The following is an 18,044-nucleotide window of genomic DNA, read 5'->3' as shown; positions in this document are numbered from 1 at the left end:
TGCCGTATCCAGAGTTCGTTATATCTGAGCTCTTGAACCATTCTCAAGAACGGGCAAGATGCCCGTTCCACAAAGAGTGAATTTCTTGTGGAACGGGCATCTTGCCCGTTCATAAACGATTTGACAAGGGTGAACCCAACCAATTACCAGAACCAGCGCCGTTTGGCTGACCAAGTTAACTCGCACACTGTCCCCCTCGGTACATTTGGGTAGCGCCGAAATGTTCCCCCTAATTGTTTGGCTAAATTGTTTGCCAATTGCGTTCCTAATCCTGAAGGTTGGAGTTTAGAGTTTAGATATTGAGTTGTCTCCCTGTCACAGTTCGTTTCACCGGAACTCAGCGCTTCTGCGTCAGACGGGTTCCCCTTGGCATTATCCGCCACCCGAATCACCTGCCGATCGCCTTCTTGAGTGCAAATTACGGTCAAGCGAGTGGCTTCGATCGCGTGTTTGCCGACATTGCAGAGCGCTTCTTCCAGAAAGCGGCAGAGTGCTCGCTTGTGTTCCAACCGCAGATGTGAGGTGTTCAAGGCATCGAACTGCACAATTTTGAATTTGAGCGTTTTGAGGTAAGGCAGTTCTTGTTCTAGCGTGTTGCAATAGACCTTGTAGAGCAATTCATGCAATGGAGCCTGCAGGGCCAATTCGATCGCACTTCCCATGCGGAGATGCGGTTCATCCGCGATCGCTTCTCGTTGCACTGAGCCGTAAACTGCCCGTAATTCTTGATTCAGGCGTTGCAACTCTGGTAGAAACGGCGGCGGTGGATCTTGCTCCCCAACTGTTCTCAAAATCACCACTAATGTTTGTAAAGGCCCGCTATGAATCGCATTAAAAGTTTGTTCGATCGCAAATTGACGTTCCTCCAACCGCAGTCGGAGTTCCTGTTCGTGGCGATAAAATAACGCTGCCGTCAACCCAGCCCCATTCAACACGAGTACGAGCAATACAGGCACGATCGGCACCCACCATCCCAAAAGAATCAGCCAGTAACAGAGCGCGATCGGGCTAATGCTGGCGACTAAGAGCCCGATCAAAATTTTCCAGGGCGATCGCAGAAATCGTCCCAAACTCATCCCCAAGAGTCCCCAGACCGCAATCCAGAGCGTTTCCCAGCCCTCCCCCCAAACCTGAAGCAACGCTCGCCGATCGAGTACCGCGCTAATCATCTGGCTGGTTTCGTGGGCTTGCATTTCGACTCCGTAAATCCGTCCGGGATTGATGCCTGCGATCGCACCCGAACTTGCCAAATCCTTCGCGCTAAAAGACATCATCCCAATCAGCACAATTTTGCCTCGAATCCAATCCGGGTTGACCTGTCCAGATTTGATTTGGGCCAGGGAAAGCACGCGAAATGGCATTGTCCCGCTGCGAACATTCAGTAAAATTTGGTTCCCGCCTGCATCCGCCCCCACATATCCGCCAGAGTTTGACTGCACTCTGGTAAATTCAATGCTGCCAAAGCGCATCGCCTCCGGATCGCGAATTCCATTACCTAGCTTAATTCCTCGGGTTGCTAAATAGAGTTCTGCCAGCCGGATCGCGAAGGAAAAACGGTATTCCTGTCGATCGTTGTTAGTGCCCAATAAACTGCGGCGCTGGTAGCCATCCGCATCGAGTACGAAATCTGCAAAGCCAACCTGTTCGGGTGGTAGCGCGGGCGGAGGTTTGACGATAAAGCCACTGCGATCGGGCAGTGCAATCTCCACTCCGATCGCATTCTTGCTGCTGCGAAACACCGATGTTAGTTCAGCATTACCTGGTTCCACCGGAATATCGCGGACAATATCTAGCCCGATCGCGATCGGTCGATACGTTTGCAACCGTTTGAGTAAATCGGCAATATCGCGATCGGGAATCGGATAAGTTCTAGCGCGTTGAATATCTTCCTCAGTGATGCCGACAATTACAATCCGTTCATCCATTGACTCAGGAGGACGCAAACGCAGAAATCGATCGAACGCAACCAACTCCCAAAACTGAAGCGCACCGCTCAATCTAGCCATCATCACAGCGACAATCACCATCACCCCTGGAAGCGCTCCTCGTCCCCAAGTCGTGACGCCCGCTTTCACTGCTTGCCATCGATCGCGCTTCACTAATCAATCAATCCTTCTTCCCTAGCTCGCACTTCCGTTTGAATCCGCAGATTCTTATCATCCTCAGGATACACCTCTAGCACATCTCGAATCTTAGTCCAGTAATACTGCACAGTGCGTTCAGAAACATTCATCCGTTTGGCGATCGCAGTATCCTGCAAGCTCTCGTGAAAAGCAAATTGCAACACTTGCATCCAGGCGGGTTTGAGTTGGAGCCCATTGCGGATCTCTCTGGGTGTATAAATCCGCTCGTGCAGTGCCCAATCAACCATTGCCAGCAAGTCTTTCATCGGCTGGCTCTTATCGACAACTGTGAAGCCACCCATGTGATTGTCGATCGACGGTTTCAGCCAAACTAAAGTCCGAACATGGGCACTCTGCACCACAATATTCAGACTCGGATACTTATCCATCAACGTTTTGAGGAGTTGAAGCCCTGAATTTGCTTGAGCTATTGCGCCGATCGTCTCTGGCATCACCAGATCCACAATCACCAAATCCGGGGTAGTCTGCGCTATTTGCTGAAGGGCAGCTTGAGCCGTCGGAGCCGTCAGAATGTCTGCCTCTGGATATTCTTGCTTCAGAATGTTAAGCGTGCCACCTAACACCATCGCATGGTCATCCACAACTAAAAATGTTCGTTTCTCCGGTTGAGGTAAAGTCTGGGGCATAGTGCATAAAATAAAAATAGTAAGGGATGCGGGAAAATCAGCGTCTTTAGTTTAGGTAATCCGTCATCTTCTTACAATAGAGGAATTACCGGGTTTCCGTCCTGCATCTGTCCGCCAACTGTGGTTGTGGAGGTCGGCAACGAGAATTGCGCTAAAGCGCAGTTCTGATGATTGTGTTGCAAAATCCGCACTTCATCGGAATTATTCATCTCTCTCTTCTCGAACTCTGCGTTCTCTGCGTCCTCTGTGGTTAAATCATTCCCATGCCACCGGAAACTATCTTACGCACAGATAACTCGATCGGAGATTTGATTATATTTCTATTATAATCCTGGTATCCTAGTAAGAATAAGGATAATTTCATGCCAGCAGAAGGTTCGTATCAAGCGATCGCGTACAATCTGGAATTTGAGGGAGAAATCCAACGGTTAAAAGCTCAAGTTCTCCTCAGTTGGGAAAAGGAAGCGCGCACTTTAAAGTGGTTCGGTTTAGCCGACGGGATGAAAGTTTTGGAAGCGGGTAGCGGACCGGGATTTTTCACCGAAAAATTGTTAGAATTGCTGCCAAACAGTTCGGTAACAGCGGTAGAAATTGACCCGGTACTGCACGAAAAAGCAGTAGCATATTTGCAGGACAAAGGGGGCGATCGAGTAGAGGGAATCCAAGCATCTATTGCGGATACTGGTTTGGCGGCTAACACTTTCGATTTTGCGATCGCCCGTTTGCTGTTCGTTCACCTTCCCGATCCCGTCGCAGCAGCTAAAGAAATATTCCGCATCTTGAAGCCTGGGGGAAAACTGGTGATTATCGATAGCGATGCGGATCTGTTTTGGCTGACAAATCCGCCTTGGTCAGTCGAGATTGTCAGGGAGAAATTCAAGCAGGTGATGGCATCGCGGGGCGGCAATTTATGCGTCGGGCGAAATCTGTGCCGCATTCTCAAAGAAGCTGGGTTTGTTAGCGTTGATTTAGAAGCGGTTGTCAGCCACAGCGATATCATCGGAATTGAGGCGTTTCAACCTTTGCTGGACTCCGGGCCCATTTTGCAAATGGTCAAACAAGGGTTCATTTCAGAGTCGGAAATAGAAAGCTATCTGGTTTCGCGGGATGAGTTTGTAGCTGCGGGCGATCGATCGATGATGAGTTTTTGGTTGATGGCTTGCGGGGGAAAAAATCCATAAATTTAAGACCCATTTTTCACAAAACATTGATGTTCGGCCGCAGCAAAACCTCTAGCACTATCGCTAAATTACCAGCTAACAAAGCAAACTTATCTAACAGTAAAACAATAAAAAGTTCACACAATAAATTCTGCCCTCGCTATTAGGTTAAAGCTGCAGGTATAGCTCTAGAATCGTATCATATCAAATGCGCTAGCATCGTCGGGCGTCAAATCTACTCAACAGCAAAAAATCAAGGAGCGAGTAACCAGACTTGAGATAATCCATCTGCGTTAATCTGTGTTTATCTGCCCTCATCTGCGGTAAAAAAAAGAGAATGTATTAACCGCAGATGACAAAGGATTGACGCTGATTCACGCCGATGAAGAGAATAGAGATAAGAATAATTCCGGTCCTAATACCAATTTAATGTGAAGTTGCACATATCTCGATCCCCCTAAATCCCCCTGATTGTTGGGGAGTAGGGGTTGACTTTGAGAAGAATCTTGTCCCCCCTTAGTAGGGGCGGTGCGACCCCTACTCCCCGTGCCCGCCCTCTTGGCTAGGGGGGATCGGATTCTATGCAACCTCATAAAAAATTGGTATAACAGATTTAATATCAAAGTTATAAATTTTCATATTAGCGATCGCTTTTTTAAAGCTTTCATGTTCTTCGCCTTTCTTCTAAAATTTTTGCTGTCATAGGTATCACCATCCTATTTGAATATTACTAGCCCCTACCCAGCACAAACCAGGCAGGGGCATTCACTCACATTCTAACTTAATGAACTAGCTCGATCGCCCTTTTAGTCAACGCCTCAGCAGTCAACCCATTAAACGCCATCAACTGACCAGCACTAGCAGTAGTTTCCCCCCGCTTCCAAGCGAAAGTATCCCGCTTGCAATTGCTGCGGAGCATCACAGGTTCCAACATCCCAGAAGCACCGCCTGTCACGCCTATCAAGGCATCTCCGCCAAACAATTCGGCAAATTTCTCATCGCTCAAAAAGCCGCCGTCAGCTTCGGAACAAGTATCCCAAGCAACATCGCTAGCACGGTACAAACGCCGAGGATTGACAACAGAAACAATTCGCACTCCAATGCCTTCTGTTTCCAAAAATGCGGCTGCTTCAAACACTGGCATTAAAGTCATGTCGCCGACAACTGCAAACACAACTTTCTTGCTTCCCCCTTGATTGTGGGCGGCTTGCGGGGAATCGACTTCGTGCAGCACTATTGCACCGTCTTGCAAACCTTGGCGAGTCTGTTCAAGAGTAGTGCGAATTGGCAGCGGCGACTTGCTTGCAGTAATCACAACTCCCTTATTTTTAGCAGTCAAAGCCCACTCATAACAAGCTTGAATGCTGTTAGCATCCGGTGGAAACAAAGGAAACACATTTCCGTTCCGCATCATCGCCGCAAAATAAGCCTCAATTTCCGGCCGCTGGTGCGTCCAACCGTTGCGGCCTTGTTCCAATGCACCCGCTGTAAATAAGGTGACAGTTGCCGGAGTTGGACGGCGCAATTCTGCCATTGCTTGGGTTACAGTTTGCCAAATTGGTAAACCGTTAATGGCAAAAGATTCGTAGGAACACCACAAACTCCGCGCTCCAAATAGCGATAAACCTACGGCTAAACCGGCGCAAGCATCTTCGCTCAAAGGTTCGTAAACTTGACCGTTGGGCGATTGATTGTACAGGTCATCTGTCGTCGGGTGAATAATCTTAAGAGCTTGGTTGATATTGGCAATTGCCGATGCTTCGTTGCCGTCAGCATTAGTCACAAGAAAAGTCCGATCGCACTCGCCTACTTTCCCTACCAAACGTCCCATTGCTGTTGTCGAAATCTTCGGTTCTCCGCCAACTGCAAATTCTTCTAAAGGCAATTCGCCTAAATCTGCCAGCGGCAATGTAAACTCAGTAACAACTGTTTTCGCAGCCGGCCCGCCGCCCGCACGCTCGCAATTTGTCCGCACCAACTCCCAAGCAGCAGCAGTCAAAGCGCGCTCTTTTAAAGCACTGATAATGTGCGGAGCATCCAGCGTATCTTTCGGATAAAGGTTGTGAGATTTTGCTCCGCGCGCGTGGACGCCGGCACCTTTTAACTGTTTGATAATAAACGCAGTTAATTTGCCGCCGAGAGCAGATTTTGCCGCTTTGTCAACTCCTTGTAAAACAGCTTTGGTAAATGCCATCCGCTGTTCGAGCGAAAAAGCAGTGCTGTCAACATAATCTTCCGGTTGATTTTTATCGTCAAATTCCTTAGCATCAACTAAGATAACTTCTTCAAAACCGTTGCCTTGCCAATAAGCAATCATTTCAGCATTAGTTTTAGTCGAAACCATGCTGTGATGTTCCTGAGAATATCCGTTCCAAACCAACACAGGCAAAAAGTTAGTAACGCTGGGATAAGCAGTGTGGAAATGCGCCATGCTGCTCATCGGATAGGGTTCGCCCATGCCGCCGTCGCCCATTGTGAAAGCAAACAGTTTTTCGCGGTGCAAAAGCGCTCCCGCCATTGCGAAATGCTGCCCTTGTCCGAGGGGGCCGGCCGGTGCTAAAAGGCCGGGAATGAAACCGGAAAGATGTCCTAATAAACCGTCTTTTTCTCGGAATTTATCGCGCACTTGCTGCACGTTGAAAATTCCCATATCCTCTAAAGATCGATCGAGAAACATGGCGCTGTAAAAGCCGGGGGCGTGATGGCCGACTTCGGTGACAATGTTCTTGTGTCCGAGCATCACCAAAGCGGCATAGGCCTCAGCTTGGCTAGCAAAACCCCCCGGATGTCCCGATGCCTTGCTGGCGGTGACTTGCAGTGTCAGGTACCGCAGGGCGTCTGCTCCCAGCATCGTTTGAAAGACGGCGACGGGATCGGCAGGATCGGCGATCGACTTGCTCCCCTGGGCGATCGCAGGTGTTTTCCCATAAGTATCAAAACCAGGGACTGTTTCAGAAAAATATTGAATGCCTTCGCAAAAAGCGGGCGTTGTTGACGTTGCCTGCGGGGTAGTTGCTGTCATGCTTGATACCTGAAAAATTTGAATTGGATTAATGTAAGAGTAATTTTATAGCTTCCGTGTTCCAAAAAATCATGAGTTCTATTATGTCAGTGATAAATAAGTAAAATCTCTCAAATTTTCAGCTAATAAGTAGTTTTTTGAGACCCCCGACTTATTAAAAAAGTCGGGGTTCTGTGTTTACCCATTACTAATCCCTCTAAAATCTCCAATCGCCAATCTAAAATTGTTCCAGCCGTTCCCGGACATCGATATACAGCACAGTACCGCTTTCAGAAAGAGAAGGCACAGCCTTTTGATTCCGCAGCCAAACAAAAAAACTGCTAAGTGCAGGAGTCGGATCTTGATCGCGGCGCAGCGTGTAGATCAAACCTTCGCAAGGCCCATTAACGCGGCTAGTCGTGCAAATCGCTTTCTGGTTATTTACCATACCCACAGTCACATAATTTAGCTGTTTATTTCGGTTATAATTCTCAAGGCGTTGAGTCACTTGTTGGCAGCGAGTTAGAGGATCGTAGCCAGAACTCGAAAAGAAATTAGAATTCCAGCGAATCCAAGGTTCCCTGAACCCTTGTGGATTTTGATACACAGTCACCGGCTCGCCCGTGGAGGTATCGCACACAAATCCTCCATAACCCAGATGCGGTTGGTTTTGACCAGAGGCGCTGCTGATAGAAAGATTGCTGAGAATATCCAAGCCGTTACGCTTATTTTGTGATAGCAACTCCCTAAAAGCATCGATCGGGATTGCCGCGTTCAATCCCGTTTTTATCTCTTCAATCTGACCGTTCCACTGACTCCTAATTGTGCCAACAGTATCCCCCTGGCCGTGAATTCCTATTACCCTGCCATCAGCATCAAATACAGGCCCGCCGCTCATCCCGCGCCTGGTTACAGCTTGGTAGCGCAGACGATACCCTGATGAGGCGCTGCCCAAGCGAGAAGAGATGATACCAGTAGTAAACTCAAGTTTTCGTTCAACTCCCGAAATTGGCAGCGGATAGCCCGAAACGTAAATAGCAGAACCAACAACAGCACGTTCTGACTCGCCCAGTGGTGCTACTGGATACTGTTCTCGGCTCTGAAACTGTATCAAAGCCAAGTCTATATCCGTGTCATTTTTAGGTAGGCGCTGTATTCTAATCGCAGCATAGTCCTTCTCCAAATGAGTGCGAATGCTGTATTTTTGAGCGAGGCTTGCCACCACATGATTAGCTGTCAGAACAGTGTAAATATTACCCTGTTTGGCAATAATTACTCCCGATCCACTAGCAAAAAAACCCAGCGTATTGTTGACTTCCACAGTTGTCAACGTCGCTAGCTGGGCAATTTCTTCGGCTGTTTTGGCACAGGCAGCATATTGTTGGCTAACAACCGCCGTCACTGTTAATGCACCTGTCAAGATGATTGTCAGCGCGTCAAACCGCAAACTCCACACATTCATCGATAACTCCCTAGATGAAACGAGGCGAACTGCCAATATATATAGCCTTTCTCAGTAACATGAGGTGCTCTCGCGGGCATAGGGCATAGCGCATAGAGCATAGGCCTCCGTCGGCATACCTCACCAAGATTGAGAACTGCTGTACTAATCGGAATTCCCCAACTGGATTTAACCATTTTTTCCAATAATTCCGCTGTTGGTTCACTTCCATCTTAAAAAGCATAAACGCCAAAATTTGGATCTCGATACTTGCCCCTACAGTTAATCCCCACCAAGAAACCTTTGGCATGAAAAATCGGGTCGCGGCTCATACCGATTTTAACCTCATTGGTATAACCCAAGCTATAACCGTGAGGCAAAGATTTGGGTAGCAGCACCGAAACGAAGCCCGCGTCCATCGATTTTAGATTTTAGATTTTAGATTTTAGAGGCGACCCCACGGATAAATGCGGGGGCTTGAGGATTTTCGATTTTCGATTTTGGATTGACTCGACGGATAAATCACGTGGCGGGTACCACCTTTGAAATTCGTGGTCAGCGAAACTCCCAACCTCAGCACCCGCAGGAAAGCCGACTACCAGCATTGCCTCAGACACCGCTCCTGCCTCAAGGCTTAAGCGTGCTATTTTATACTCGATCGCGCTGCGAAACAGAACGATCGCCAGATCGGTATTGCCCAGCCGGCTCAGAACTGCTAGCAGTGGGTAGAGGAGGCAGTCGTCGGTGACAAGTCCGATCGCCACAACGTGCTATTTAGTCAGCACCGTATAGCTTTGGCCATGCTGCCGGACGATCGTCCCAGAACCAGGAGATATTCCCGTCGGGATGCGTAGCGCTGTTTGACGCACCAAATTTTCCACCTCAATCCTTGGAATTGGCGATCGGATGGAAAATTTGCCAATCTTTAAGGCTGTCGGAACGGTGGGGAAAAGGGGGCAGTTGCACGCCATCAACAGTGTTTTCCCCTAGCTTTTCCCTGACATCAATGTAAGGAATTTTACTGGTTTCATCAAAAGACGGCATCCCAACATATCCTTGGCGCCAAGCCAACAAATTATACAAAGAGCCGATCGGGTCTTGGCCAGGTCTGAGGGTATAAATCAAATTTTGACACCGCCCATTGACTTGATTCGCCGTGCAGATGACGTTCTGGCCGTTCATTTGGCCCGCAGTAATGTACTTAAGCATTCGTTGGCGGCGATAGGTTTCGAGGCGTTGACTCACTAATTGACACCGAGTGGCCGGATCGTAGCCAGAACCGGAGAAATAATCGGAAGTCCACTCAATCCAAGGCTCTACGGCACCTTGAGCGTTTTGGTACACTGTCACCGGCGCACGGGTCGAGGTGTTACACCAAAATCCACTTTCCCCCGGTACTTGCCGACCGTAACTCGATCCAGAAGCAACCGTCAGGCCGCTGAGGGCGATGGCTGTTGCCACCAAAACTTTTGTCAATAATTGCTGTCTCATGATTTTTTCCCTGTGTTTTATGAGATTCGGCACAAAAATCACCGAATGCTGCGATAACACCCTTGACACGCTTGTTCGTTACAACTCCGCTGACTTGGAAATTATGTTCTTCGCGACTTGACCAGAAACCTGTTTTTTTTACGAAAACACTTCGTTGTAGCCCTTATGCCTGGTTAAAAAACCCGGTTTTTTTGCTCTTGATGCGTAAGTTTTGATATTGTTCGCGACTTGCACGTTTCCTCTAACGGCGATTTCGGCGCTGTTAAAAAAAACGCTCCGAAGCCGAGCTTAAAATGCCCGCGCAAGTCGCAATTCTGTCCTCATTACTACTAATCCAGCTCGGGCTGTCGCAAACCGGAAAGAGGCTCTTTGCCTCAGATATTGGAATGGCTCGAATTGCAAGGGTACATCACACCTAGTGACACGATATTTGATATCACTTACGTGCTCGGTCGCGAGCTTGATCTGCTGAGACAGGTAGACTCCTGGGTTACTGCACTGAAGGGTAAAACCCATCTTGCTGGAGATAACACTAAAATCCAGGTATTAAAAAGAACTCTTAACTTGTTTTCATCTCCGTACTGCGGGAAATACTTCTAAGTGAGTGTAATCAGGGTCTAAGTGCTTTCTACCACCAAAATTTACCCTCCATACACTGACGTTTAGTAGAGTATTAAAAACTATGAACCGTATCTGCAAACAGTTAGGATATTTAGGCGTTTGGTTAATTTTGATGGGCGGTAGCAGTTGTTCTAGCTCAGATGCAGCTACCTCAACCGAAAACCAGAGGCAACTCTCAGCAAGCGCCCCTCAGTTCCAACACCTACAGCTAACGGGAAATCAAATTGAGGGCCGATCGAGTCAATTAACGCAGCCTTCTAACTCTGTTGCCTCAGTTTTAGGCAGTGCTGCCCTCTCAGAAAATACTGCCACCGTTACGGTTTATAAGGTAGATAATTTGTGTCAAACTCTGAAGCAGGAAACAGTTACAGGCCCAGAGAATCAGTTAATGTCATCGGCGGTTAATGAAGTGTTAAAGCAGCAGATTTTCGATAGTCTTGGTTTGGCTGGTTATCGCCTCAAGATCGATCGCGACCTCGGAATAGCTACCGTGGATCTGCGAGCATCGGGAAATTCGCGGCAGAAATTGCAAAATCTGTCGAGTTGTCAGATGTTAGGTTTGTTCGGTGGGCTGCGCCAAACTTTAACCAGTTATGCTCCTTGGCAAATCAAAACTGTGCGTTTTACAGAGCTTGGGGAGGACATTTTGAACACGGTTAAAGAATAAGCTAGTGAACTAACCTGACGGTCAACGGAGTACCGTTAGACCGCAGGCTTCTTTTTCCTTTTGTTCAAAGGCTTTTTTGAGTGACGGAGTTCCCCCGCCACTTTCGTAAGTTAGACCAATCCTTCTTATAAGTTTGGCTGAATTTTCATCTCGATCTAAGGATTCTCCGCACTGGCAATAATGCCATCGCTCCGACAATTCTTTTGGTACTTTATTAAGGCAATTCCAGCAATGCCCAGATGTGCCTTTGGGGTCAACAAATAAAACGCTTTTACCTAATTTCCAGGCAACATATTTGAGGACGCTGGCGAATTGTCCGTGAGCAGCATCAAGCATGGATTTATTCAAACCACTTTTAGCTGATTGACCATTAGGTAAATAAACCAAGCTACCATTCTCAATGTCAGTCTTCGGCTTGGCACGTCTAGTCAGATTTTTGACACTCAAATCTTCAACAACTAAAACATCACATTTGCCGAATAGCTCCTGTGCCGTTTTGAATTGAAAATCTACTCTATATCTAGCTATAAACTGGTGAAGTTGAGAAATCTTATCCTTGATTATTTTCCAAGGCTTAGAACCTTTAACCCTACTAGCCAGCTTCGCTTGAAGTTTTGCTAATTTCTGGGCAGATTTTCTCAAAAATCTAGGATTTTCAACTCTTTCACCATTGGAAAGGTAAATGTAATTCGTGATTCCCAAGTCGATACCAAGAGTATTTTTATCAGTTGGTTGAATTTCTGCAACCGTTACGGGAACAGTCTTATCTTCTAGCGTTAAGGAAATATACCACCCATCCGCTTCTCGAATAACCGTTCCCGTCTTAACCTTAAATCCTGTTGGTATTGGACGATGGAAAACCATCGGTACTTGACCTATTTTTGCGAGGTCAATACAAATCCTATTCTGCTCATCCTTAATAATGTCAAGATTGTCTAATTGAGGATAAGTGAAAGATTTGTAGTAGTGAAGTCCTTTGAACTTGGGCTTGCCTCTACGATTGCCATTTTTGTCGGGCGTTGTAAAATTTGAAAAGGAAGTTTCAACCCTGTTGACGACATCCTGTAAAACCTGAGAATCCAACACTTTATAATCAGGAAATTGCTTTTTAGTGTTTTTCATGTCGGCAAGCTGTATGGTTTGCCACTGTACATATCCGCCTTCAATGTTCGAGAAAACCTCACCTTTTTTAGTTAAAGGATTGCCTGATTCATCCTTTTTTCTACCATCCCTAGTCTGCACCCTAGTTAAAGGAATATTTTGATAAATTTCCTCAACAGTAACTATCGAAACAATCAGGGGGCAGGCCTTGATAGGTGTTCTCGTGGCTTCCCACCATCTAAATCTTTCGCCAAGTCGGTAGTTGTACTGCCGACGACAGAGTTCTAAATGAGCCACAATTGTTGCTAATTGGGCTTTGGTGGGTTTGAGGCGGTATTTGTATGTGAGTTGCATCGGAAACTCCTTTTTCGACCTACCTTAATGTACCATTTGTTTTGATTTAATATTTAGAAAGTACATCAAAATTTAAGGTACTTGCAATGTTTAATTGTCGGTTTCCGTCCGCGACACCCGACGCTTCTGGACATCACGCTCGGTAATTTATTCGGGGTACTTCGCGTAGCGCTCAGATTCATCCCCTCTAAATATACCGAGGGACTTCCCGGCTGATAGTTAAAATTATTGGAGATGGGACTTACGCAATTCTCCCCTTAAAAACAAGGGTTGGGAGGGATTAAATAAACCTTCAAACCCTTTGAGGTTTTTTGATGCTGCTAAGTCCTGTGACCAAAACCCCGGTAATTCCTATGACACTACCTGACGGCCCCAAAAGCCCCCGCTTCGTGCAGCTAATTCAATGGATCGGCGATCCGCTGACATACATGGATAAATGTGCCAAACAATACGGCGACATTTTCACGGCTCAAGTGAACAACGGGAAACCATTGGTGATGATCAGCCACCCGCAAGCTATCCAGGAGATGCTCAACAGCAACGCGTTTCACGCTCCAGGCCGCCTGAACAGCCTCCTCAAACCCCTGCTGGGAGAACAATCCATGTTTCTCCTCTCAGGAGAAAGGCACAAACGCCAGCGCCAATTATTGATGCCACCCTTTCACGGGGAACGGATGCGGAATTACGGTCAACTAATTTGCGATATAGCTCAAGATGTTGCCAGCAAATGGTCGGCCGATCGACCTTTTGTGGCCCGCAGCGCCATGCAGGAAGTCACCATGCGGGTAATCTTGCAAGCTGTCTTCGGCATGGATGACGGGCCGCGGTTACAAGCACTCAGACCACTACTTGCCTCAGTCGTCGATATGACCAACTCTCCCCTGCGATCGAGCATACTGTTTTTCGGCTGGATGCAGCAAGATTGGGGATCTTGGAGTCCTTGGGGACGCATGAAACAGCGGCAGCGGAAAGTTGACGCACTCATCGACGCGGAAATTGAAGAACGCACACAGCAACCAGACGCCAGCCGCACCGACATTCTCAGCTTAATGATGGCCGCGCGCGACGAAAACGGGCAACCAATGACGAAGGAAGAATTGCGCGACGAGTTGATGACGCTGCTGCTGGCAGGCCACGAAACCACAGCAACGGCCCTAGCTTGGGCGTTTTACTGGATTCACCACCTGCCCTCGGTGCGCCAGAAGTTGCTGCAAGAATTGGACAGTTTGGGGGAAAATCCCGACCCGATGGAGATTTTCCGCTTACCTTACCTGAGTGCAGTTTGTCAGGAGACGCTGCGAATTTACCCCGTGGCAATGCTGACGTTTCCGCGAGAAGTTCTCACGCCCGTGGAACTGATGGGACATCAACTCGAACCGGGCACAGTTGTCGTCGGCTCGATTTATTTGACTCACAGACGGGAGGATTTGTATCCAGAACCGCTGCAATTTAAACCGGAACGGTTTTTGGAGAGACAATTCTCGCCTTACGAGTATTTGCCCTTTGGAGGCGGCAGCCGCCGCTGTATCGGCTTGGCGCTGGCGCAGTTGGAGATTAAACTCGTGTTGGCAACCATTTTGCGGGATTTCGACCTAGTATTGGCCGAGAAAAAGCCCGTACAGGCCAAACGCCGAGGGGTGACTTTAGGGCCGGCCGGCGGCGTGCGGATGGCCCTGCTGGGGCGGCGGATGTCGCAGCAGAAGCCTGAACCTGTTGTTAGTGGGGTTTGAAGTCGCAGCAGTTGCAGGTGGCGATCGAACTTTCAGCTTTGAGTGCAAACAATTTAGCGAGAATGTGCGATCGTCCGCCAATGCCACCATTTTTTGTAGCCCCCGCTACAGATAAATAGCTAGAATCCTTGACCTGTAAGCCTCCCCCCTCTCAATTTTCAAATTCTCAGTCTAAAATAGTATGAACCTCGCAAACACAGCCTGAAAGCAAAAGTGGGTGATTGCAATAGTCCTCTTGATATCTCAAAAGCCTCCCTGCCATACTGTAAAAACATATGCATACCCTGTTATTCAGCAAGGTCGGAAGCGCGTTGGCATTGCCTGCAATCTTCCGGCCTCTTTATTTTTTGGGCTACTTCCGGCATTGGGTACAAGATGCTGAAGGGAAGGCAAAAATATAAATTCTCCCCCTGTTCCCATCTGCCCCTGTCCCCAATCTAGAGTTCTGCCTCTCATTGAAATAGAATCCGACAGCAAGTTTAAGGAATCACTAAGGAATAATTAATAACTTGTTAAATCAGCTCCTTTTGCCCTTCTCTCAATCTTCTGTTTTCAGAAATTCCGATACCGAGACAGACTTCGGGAGACTATCCAGATCCTGAATTTCGCTTTCGTGGGCAAAAAACTCGACTTCTTTGTCGTCAATCTGGATCTGATAGCTAGCGGTAGCTGTCACAACCCGTCGCTTTTTTTTATCTTCTATTAAAACCCAACACACAACAGGTCTTACCCATCTCTCAACGTGCTGGTTTTGCTTCGTACTCCCAAAGGCATACCAGCCTTTAGCTTCAATAATTTGAAGCACTTTAAACTCGTTATTTGCCATATATCTCTATCGCGTTAACTTCAGTATTCTTCTTAGATAGAACGGCTAGCTTGCTAAGCAGGGCAAAGGTTTGACTATTCCAAGCCGCACTTGATAACCTGATTTTTCGTCAGGAGAAGCGGGTTTACAGGCCCTTGTCTGCGTTGTTGCCTGCTAAATTTAGTGGGATCTTTTTGTACTCTCCCACAATTACGGTAAAGTATCTATACCCCATCCTCAAAAATTATTCTCGCATTAGCCTCAACAGCAGCCAACTAGACGTTAGCTAGCTGCATCTAAGTGGATGCCAACTGCTTCTAACGCCTGGTTGGTGAGAGCGATCGGCATACAATCCGGTTAAGACTTTTTGCTGCAATCAACTATCATCTTTACCCGATGGGGTAAAACTTAACTAGAGGTTGCCGCTTTCAATTCTAAGCCTCGGCGCGCCTAATTCCTAATTAATTGTATGGTGTAGTTGATAATTGCCAAACCGTCGATCGCACTCAACAGCCGTGTCTAACTCTTCGATTACCATTACCGTTAAACTGTTTGCCGCCTTCGGTGAAGCCTACGGCGTTTCGGAACTTACCTTAGAACTTCCTCCCGAAACCCCAGTGTCTCAAGTGCTCGAAAGCTCGATCGCCCAATATCCTCAATTAGAACAATGGCGCGATCGCACCCGCTTTGGCCTCAACCTGGAATTCGTCTCCCCCGACACCATCCTCCAAGACGGCGACGAAGTTGTCCTCATCCCTCCCGTCAGCGGCGGGTAGGCTAAGTTGGTTAATCTGAAATGTTGCACCATTCTCAATAAGCTTTTTATGAACAGGCAAGATGCTTGTTCCACAAAGAATGAATTTTGTTGTGGAACAGGCATCTTGCCTGTTAAGCGAGAAGGGTGCAATATCTCAGTTAATCTGAAATGTTGCACCATTCTCAATAAGCTTTTTATGAACAGGCAAGATGCCTGTTCCACAAAGAATGAATTTTGTTGTGGAACAGGCATCTTGCCTGTTAAGCGAGAAGGGTGCAATATCTCAGTTAATCAAAAATTCGAGGTTTTGTAGTTGTGTTCGATCGCACGACTGCCCAATTCTTAGCCCAAAAAAGATTTATTAAGTTTTGTAACAATTTCGTCGGCAAATCATCCTTGAGCTCGATCGGGCTTGCGTGCAGGGCTGACAATCTGGATTAAGAACCCGATCGTGAAAACAACTCAAATCCTTGTGGTGTGGGCGTCCCGCCCGCCCAAATATCAAAGTTAAATACACCACCTTTTAACTGAAAAATCAATCCCGACTAAAAAAATCGGGTATGGTTGACGGGCTAAATTGACCGTGCTAATCTTGCACAAGACTAAGAAAACATCGCAAAACTAGAGAGTTGAGCTATGACCCAGGCGACCAGAACCCAATCCACAGCAGCAACCTTCACAGCCCTCAAATGTAAAGAATGCGGCGAAGAGTACGAACTCCAAGCCAAGCACGTCTGCGATTGCTGTTTTGGCCCGCTTGAAGTCAAGTACGACTACGACGCCATCCGCCGCAGCGTCACTCGCCAAACCATCGCAGCCGGCCCCAACTCGATCTGGCGCTACCGCGCATTTTTACCAGTCGCTACAGATAACGTCATCGATGTCGGCACTGGGATGACTCCTCTATTAAAATCCCACCGCTTGGCGCGCCGCCTCGGTCTAAAAAATCTTTATATTAAAAACGATGCCGTCAATATGCCCACTCTCAGCTTTAAAGACAGAGTGGTGTCAGTCGCCCTCAGCAGAGCGAGAGAATTGGGTTTCACAACGGTATCCTGTGCCAGCACCGGCAATTTAGCTAACTCTACGGCTGCGATCGCCGCCCACGCCGGACTCGACTGCGTAGTCTTCATCCCCTCCGACTTAGAAGCAGGCAAAGTCCTCGGCACTCTGATTTACAATCCAACTGTCATGGCAGTTCACGGCAACTACGACCAAGTTAACCGCCTCTGTTGCGAAGTCGCCAATACACATGGCTGGGGATTTGTCAATATCAACTTGCGTCCCTACTATTCCGAAGGCTCCAAAACCCTCGGTTACGAAGTTGCCGAACAACTAGGCTGGCAATTGCCCGATCACATCGTCGCTCCCCTCGCCTCCGGCTCTTTGTTCACAAAAATTTACAAAGGTTTTCAAGAATTCATCGAAGTCGGTTTAGTTGATGAAAAGAAAGTCCGATTCAGCGGCGCCCAAGCTGACGGCTGTTCCCCCATCGCCCAAGCCTTCCGCGAAGGCCGTGATTTCGTCAAACCGGTGAAACCGAATACAATTGCTAAGTCGATCGCGATCGGCAATCCAGCCGACGGTATGTACGCCTTGGAAATCGCCCGCAAAACCAACGGCAACATTGAATCCGTCAGCGACACCGAAATCATCGAAGGCATGAAACTGCTAGCAGAAACTGAAGGCATATTCACAGAAACCGCAGGCGGCACGACCATCGCAGTCTTGAAGAAACTTGTAGAAGCAGGTAAAATCAATCCCGATGAAACCACCGTCGCTTACATCACCGGCAACGGTTTGAAAACGCAAGAAGCAGTTCAAGGCTACATCGGCGAACCCATCACCCTCGAACCGAAACTAGAAGCGTTCGAGCGCGCCCTAGAACGCGCCCGCACGCTCGAACGCTTGGAATGGCAACAAGTTTCGGTTTAATAGTCATTAGTCATCAGTCATTAGTCATTAGTTATTAGTTATTAAGCTGTTGACTAATGACTGAGGACTACTGATTAATAGTCATCAGTCATTAGTCATTAGTTATTAGTTATTAAGCTGCTGACTACTGACTAAGGACTACTGATTAATAGTCATCAGTCATTAGTCATTAGTTATTAGTTATTAAGCTGCTGACTACTGACTAAGGACT

16 protein-coding genes are annotated in these 18,044 nt (G+C 47.6%); 6 read left to right on the top strand and 10 right to left on the bottom strand.

What is annotated here, in order from left to right:
- Window positions 1-143: 143 nt before the first annotated feature.
- The 3 genes from QUB12_RS02365 to QUB12_RS02355 form a co-directional block, all read right to left on the bottom strand.
- Window positions 144-2,099 (bottom strand): CHASE2 domain-containing protein, encoded by a 1,956-nt coding sequence (locus QUB12_RS02365; protein WP_333138533.1) that lies wholly within the window; start codon window positions 2,097-2,099, stop codon window positions 144-146.
- Window positions 2,099-2,770, bottom strand: coding sequence for a response regulator transcription factor (locus QUB12_RS02360; protein ID WP_333305280.1), 672 nt, complete (start codon window positions 2,768-2,770; stop codon window positions 2,099-2,101). The genes QUB12_RS02365 and QUB12_RS02360 overlap by 1 nt, the downstream gene beginning before the upstream one ends.
- Before the next feature lie 71 nt (window positions 2,771-2,841).
- Window positions 2,842-2,979 carry a hypothetical protein gene (locus QUB12_RS02355; protein WP_333138529.1) on the bottom strand — a complete coding sequence of 46 codons (138 nt, stop codon included), beginning with the start codon at window positions 2,977-2,979 and terminating at the stop codon, window positions 2,842-2,844.
- 153 nt (window positions 2,980-3,132) lie between these two features.
- On the opposite strand from QUB12_RS02355, the gene QUB12_RS02350 reads away from it, so the two are divergent.
- A complete protein-coding gene (locus QUB12_RS02350) occupies window positions 3,133-3,951 on the top strand; it encodes a class I SAM-dependent methyltransferase (protein ID WP_333305278.1) in 819 nt (272 codons plus the stop codon).
- A 760-nt stretch (window positions 3,952-4,711) separates the two neighbouring features.
- On the opposite strand, the gene QUB12_RS02345 is transcribed toward QUB12_RS02350, so the two are convergent.
- The 5 genes from QUB12_RS02345 to QUB12_RS02325 all read right to left on the bottom strand — a co-directional run bounded on the left by QUB12_RS02345 (window position 4,712) and on the right by QUB12_RS02325 (window position 9,863).
- The gene (locus tag QUB12_RS02345) at window positions 4,712-6,952 is read right to left on the bottom strand and encodes a phosphoketolase (RefSeq protein ID WP_333305274.1); all 2,241 of its coding nucleotides are present in this window, start codon (window positions 6,950-6,952) and stop codon (window positions 4,712-4,714) included.
- Between the two features lie 217 nt (window positions 6,953-7,169).
- Entirely contained in the window at window positions 7,170-8,393 is a 1,224-nt protein-coding gene (locus QUB12_RS02340) for a COP23 domain-containing protein (RefSeq protein ID WP_333138523.1), read from the bottom strand.
- Window positions 8,394-8,605: 212 nt separating this feature from the next.
- Window positions 8,606-8,791, bottom strand: coding sequence for a hypothetical protein (locus QUB12_RS02335; protein ID WP_333138521.1), 186 nt, complete (start codon window positions 8,789-8,791; stop codon window positions 8,606-8,608).
- 12 nt (window positions 8,792-8,803) lie between these two features.
- On the bottom strand, window positions 8,804-9,136 hold the full coding sequence (locus QUB12_RS02330) for a hypothetical protein (protein WP_333300151.1): 333 nt from the start codon (window positions 9,134-9,136) through the stop codon (window positions 8,804-8,806).
- A gap of 118 nt (window positions 9,137-9,254) precedes the next feature.
- Entirely contained in the window at window positions 9,255-9,863 is a 609-nt protein-coding gene (locus QUB12_RS02325; protein WP_333138517.1) for a COP23 domain-containing protein, read from the bottom strand.
- 682 nt (window positions 9,864-10,545) lie between these two features.
- On the opposite strand from QUB12_RS02325, the gene QUB12_RS02320 reads away from it, so the two are divergent.
- On the top strand, window positions 10,546-11,151 hold the full coding sequence (locus QUB12_RS02320) for a hypothetical protein (protein ID WP_333138515.1): 606 nt from the start codon (window positions 10,546-10,548) through the stop codon (window positions 11,149-11,151).
- Window positions 11,152-11,172: 21 nt separating this feature from the next.
- Here the strand turns inward: QUB12_RS02320 and QUB12_RS02315 are convergent, their stop codons facing one another.
- Entirely contained in the window at window positions 11,173-12,606 is a 1,434-nt protein-coding gene (locus QUB12_RS02315; RefSeq protein ID WP_333138513.1) for a transposase, read from the bottom strand.
- A 353-nt stretch (window positions 12,607-12,959) separates the two neighbouring features.
- Between QUB12_RS02315 and QUB12_RS02310 the strand changes: the two genes are divergently transcribed.
- Window positions 12,960-14,336, top strand: coding sequence for a cytochrome P450 (locus tag QUB12_RS02310; protein ID WP_333138511.1), 1,377 nt, complete (start codon window positions 12,960-12,962; stop codon window positions 14,334-14,336).
- Entirely contained in the window at window positions 14,333-14,455 is a 123-nt protein-coding gene (locus QUB12_RS02305; RefSeq protein ID WP_333138509.1) for a hypothetical protein, read from the top strand. The genes QUB12_RS02310 and QUB12_RS02305 overlap by 4 nt, the downstream gene beginning before the upstream one ends.
- 419 nt (window positions 14,456-14,874) lie before the next feature.
- On the opposite strand, the gene QUB12_RS02300 is transcribed toward QUB12_RS02305, so the two are convergent.
- Window positions 14,875-15,162 (bottom strand): hypothetical protein, encoded by a 288-nt coding sequence (locus QUB12_RS02300; RefSeq protein WP_333138507.1) that lies wholly within the window; start codon window positions 15,160-15,162, stop codon window positions 14,875-14,877.
- Between the two features lie 494 nt (window positions 15,163-15,656).
- On the opposite strand from QUB12_RS02300, the gene QUB12_RS02295 reads away from it, so the two are divergent.
- Both QUB12_RS02295 and thrC read left to right on the top strand, forming a co-directional pair.
- Window positions 15,657-15,917 (top strand): MoaD/ThiS family protein, encoded by a 261-nt coding sequence (locus tag QUB12_RS02295; RefSeq protein WP_015179186.1) that lies wholly within the window; start codon window positions 15,657-15,659, stop codon window positions 15,915-15,917.
- Between the two features lie 617 nt (window positions 15,918-16,534).
- The gene (gene thrC / locus QUB12_RS02290) at window positions 16,535-17,833 is read left to right on the top strand and encodes a threonine synthase (RefSeq protein ID WP_333138502.1); all 1,299 of its coding nucleotides are present in this window, start codon (window positions 16,535-16,537) and stop codon (window positions 17,831-17,833) included.
- Window positions 17,834-18,044 lie beyond the last annotated feature (211 nt).

Origin of the sequence: Microcoleus sp. B7-D4 (assembly GCF_036705125.1) — a bacterium.
GTDB lineage: Bacteria > Cyanobacteriota > Cyanobacteriia > Cyanobacteriales > Microcoleaceae > Microcoleus.
The sequence above is the reverse complement of the archived record's forward strand: the minus strand, read 5'-3'. Positions and strand labels throughout refer to the sequence as shown.

Bases quoted from the DNA above. Each gene is read 5' to 3' on its own strand.
- QUB12_RS02360 (WP_333305280.1), bottom strand. From the start codon at position 2,770: ATGCCCCAGACTTTACCTCAACCGGAGAAACGAACATTTTTAGTTGTG.
- QUB12_RS02335 (WP_333138521.1), bottom strand. From the start codon at position 8,791: ATGGACGCGGGCTTCGTTTCGGTGCTGCTACCCAAATCTTTGCCTCAC.
- QUB12_RS02355 (WP_333138529.1), bottom strand. From the start codon at position 2,979: ATGAATAATTCCGATGAAGTGCGGATTTTGCAACACAATCATCAGAAC.
- QUB12_RS02345 (WP_333305274.1), bottom strand. From the start codon at position 6,952: ATGACAGCAACTACCCCGCAGGCAACGTCAACAACGCCCGCTTTTTGC.
- QUB12_RS02325 (WP_333138517.1), bottom strand. From the start codon at position 9,863: ATGAGACAGCAATTATTGACAAAAGTTTTGGTGGCAACAGCCATCGCC.
- QUB12_RS02315 (WP_333138513.1), bottom strand. From the start codon at position 12,606: ATGCAACTCACATACAAATACCGCCTCAAACCCACCAAAGCCCAATTA.
- thrC (WP_333138502.1), top strand. From the start codon at position 16,535: ATGACCCAGGCGACCAGAACCCAATCCACAGCAGCAACCTTCACAGCC.
- QUB12_RS02310 (WP_333138511.1), top strand. From the start codon at position 12,960: ATGACACTACCTGACGGCCCCAAAAGCCCCCGCTTCGTGCAGCTAATT.
- QUB12_RS02300 (WP_333138507.1), bottom strand. From the start codon at position 15,162: ATGGCAAATAACGAGTTTAAAGTGCTTCAAATTATTGAAGCTAAAGGC.
- QUB12_RS02340 (WP_333138523.1), bottom strand. From the start codon at position 8,393: ATGAATGTGTGGAGTTTGCGGTTTGACGCGCTGACAATCATCTTGACA.
- QUB12_RS02320 (WP_333138515.1), top strand. From the start codon at position 10,546: ATGAACCGTATCTGCAAACAGTTAGGATATTTAGGCGTTTGGTTAATT.
- QUB12_RS02350 (WP_333305278.1), top strand. From the start codon at position 3,133: ATGCCAGCAGAAGGTTCGTATCAAGCGATCGCGTACAATCTGGAATTT.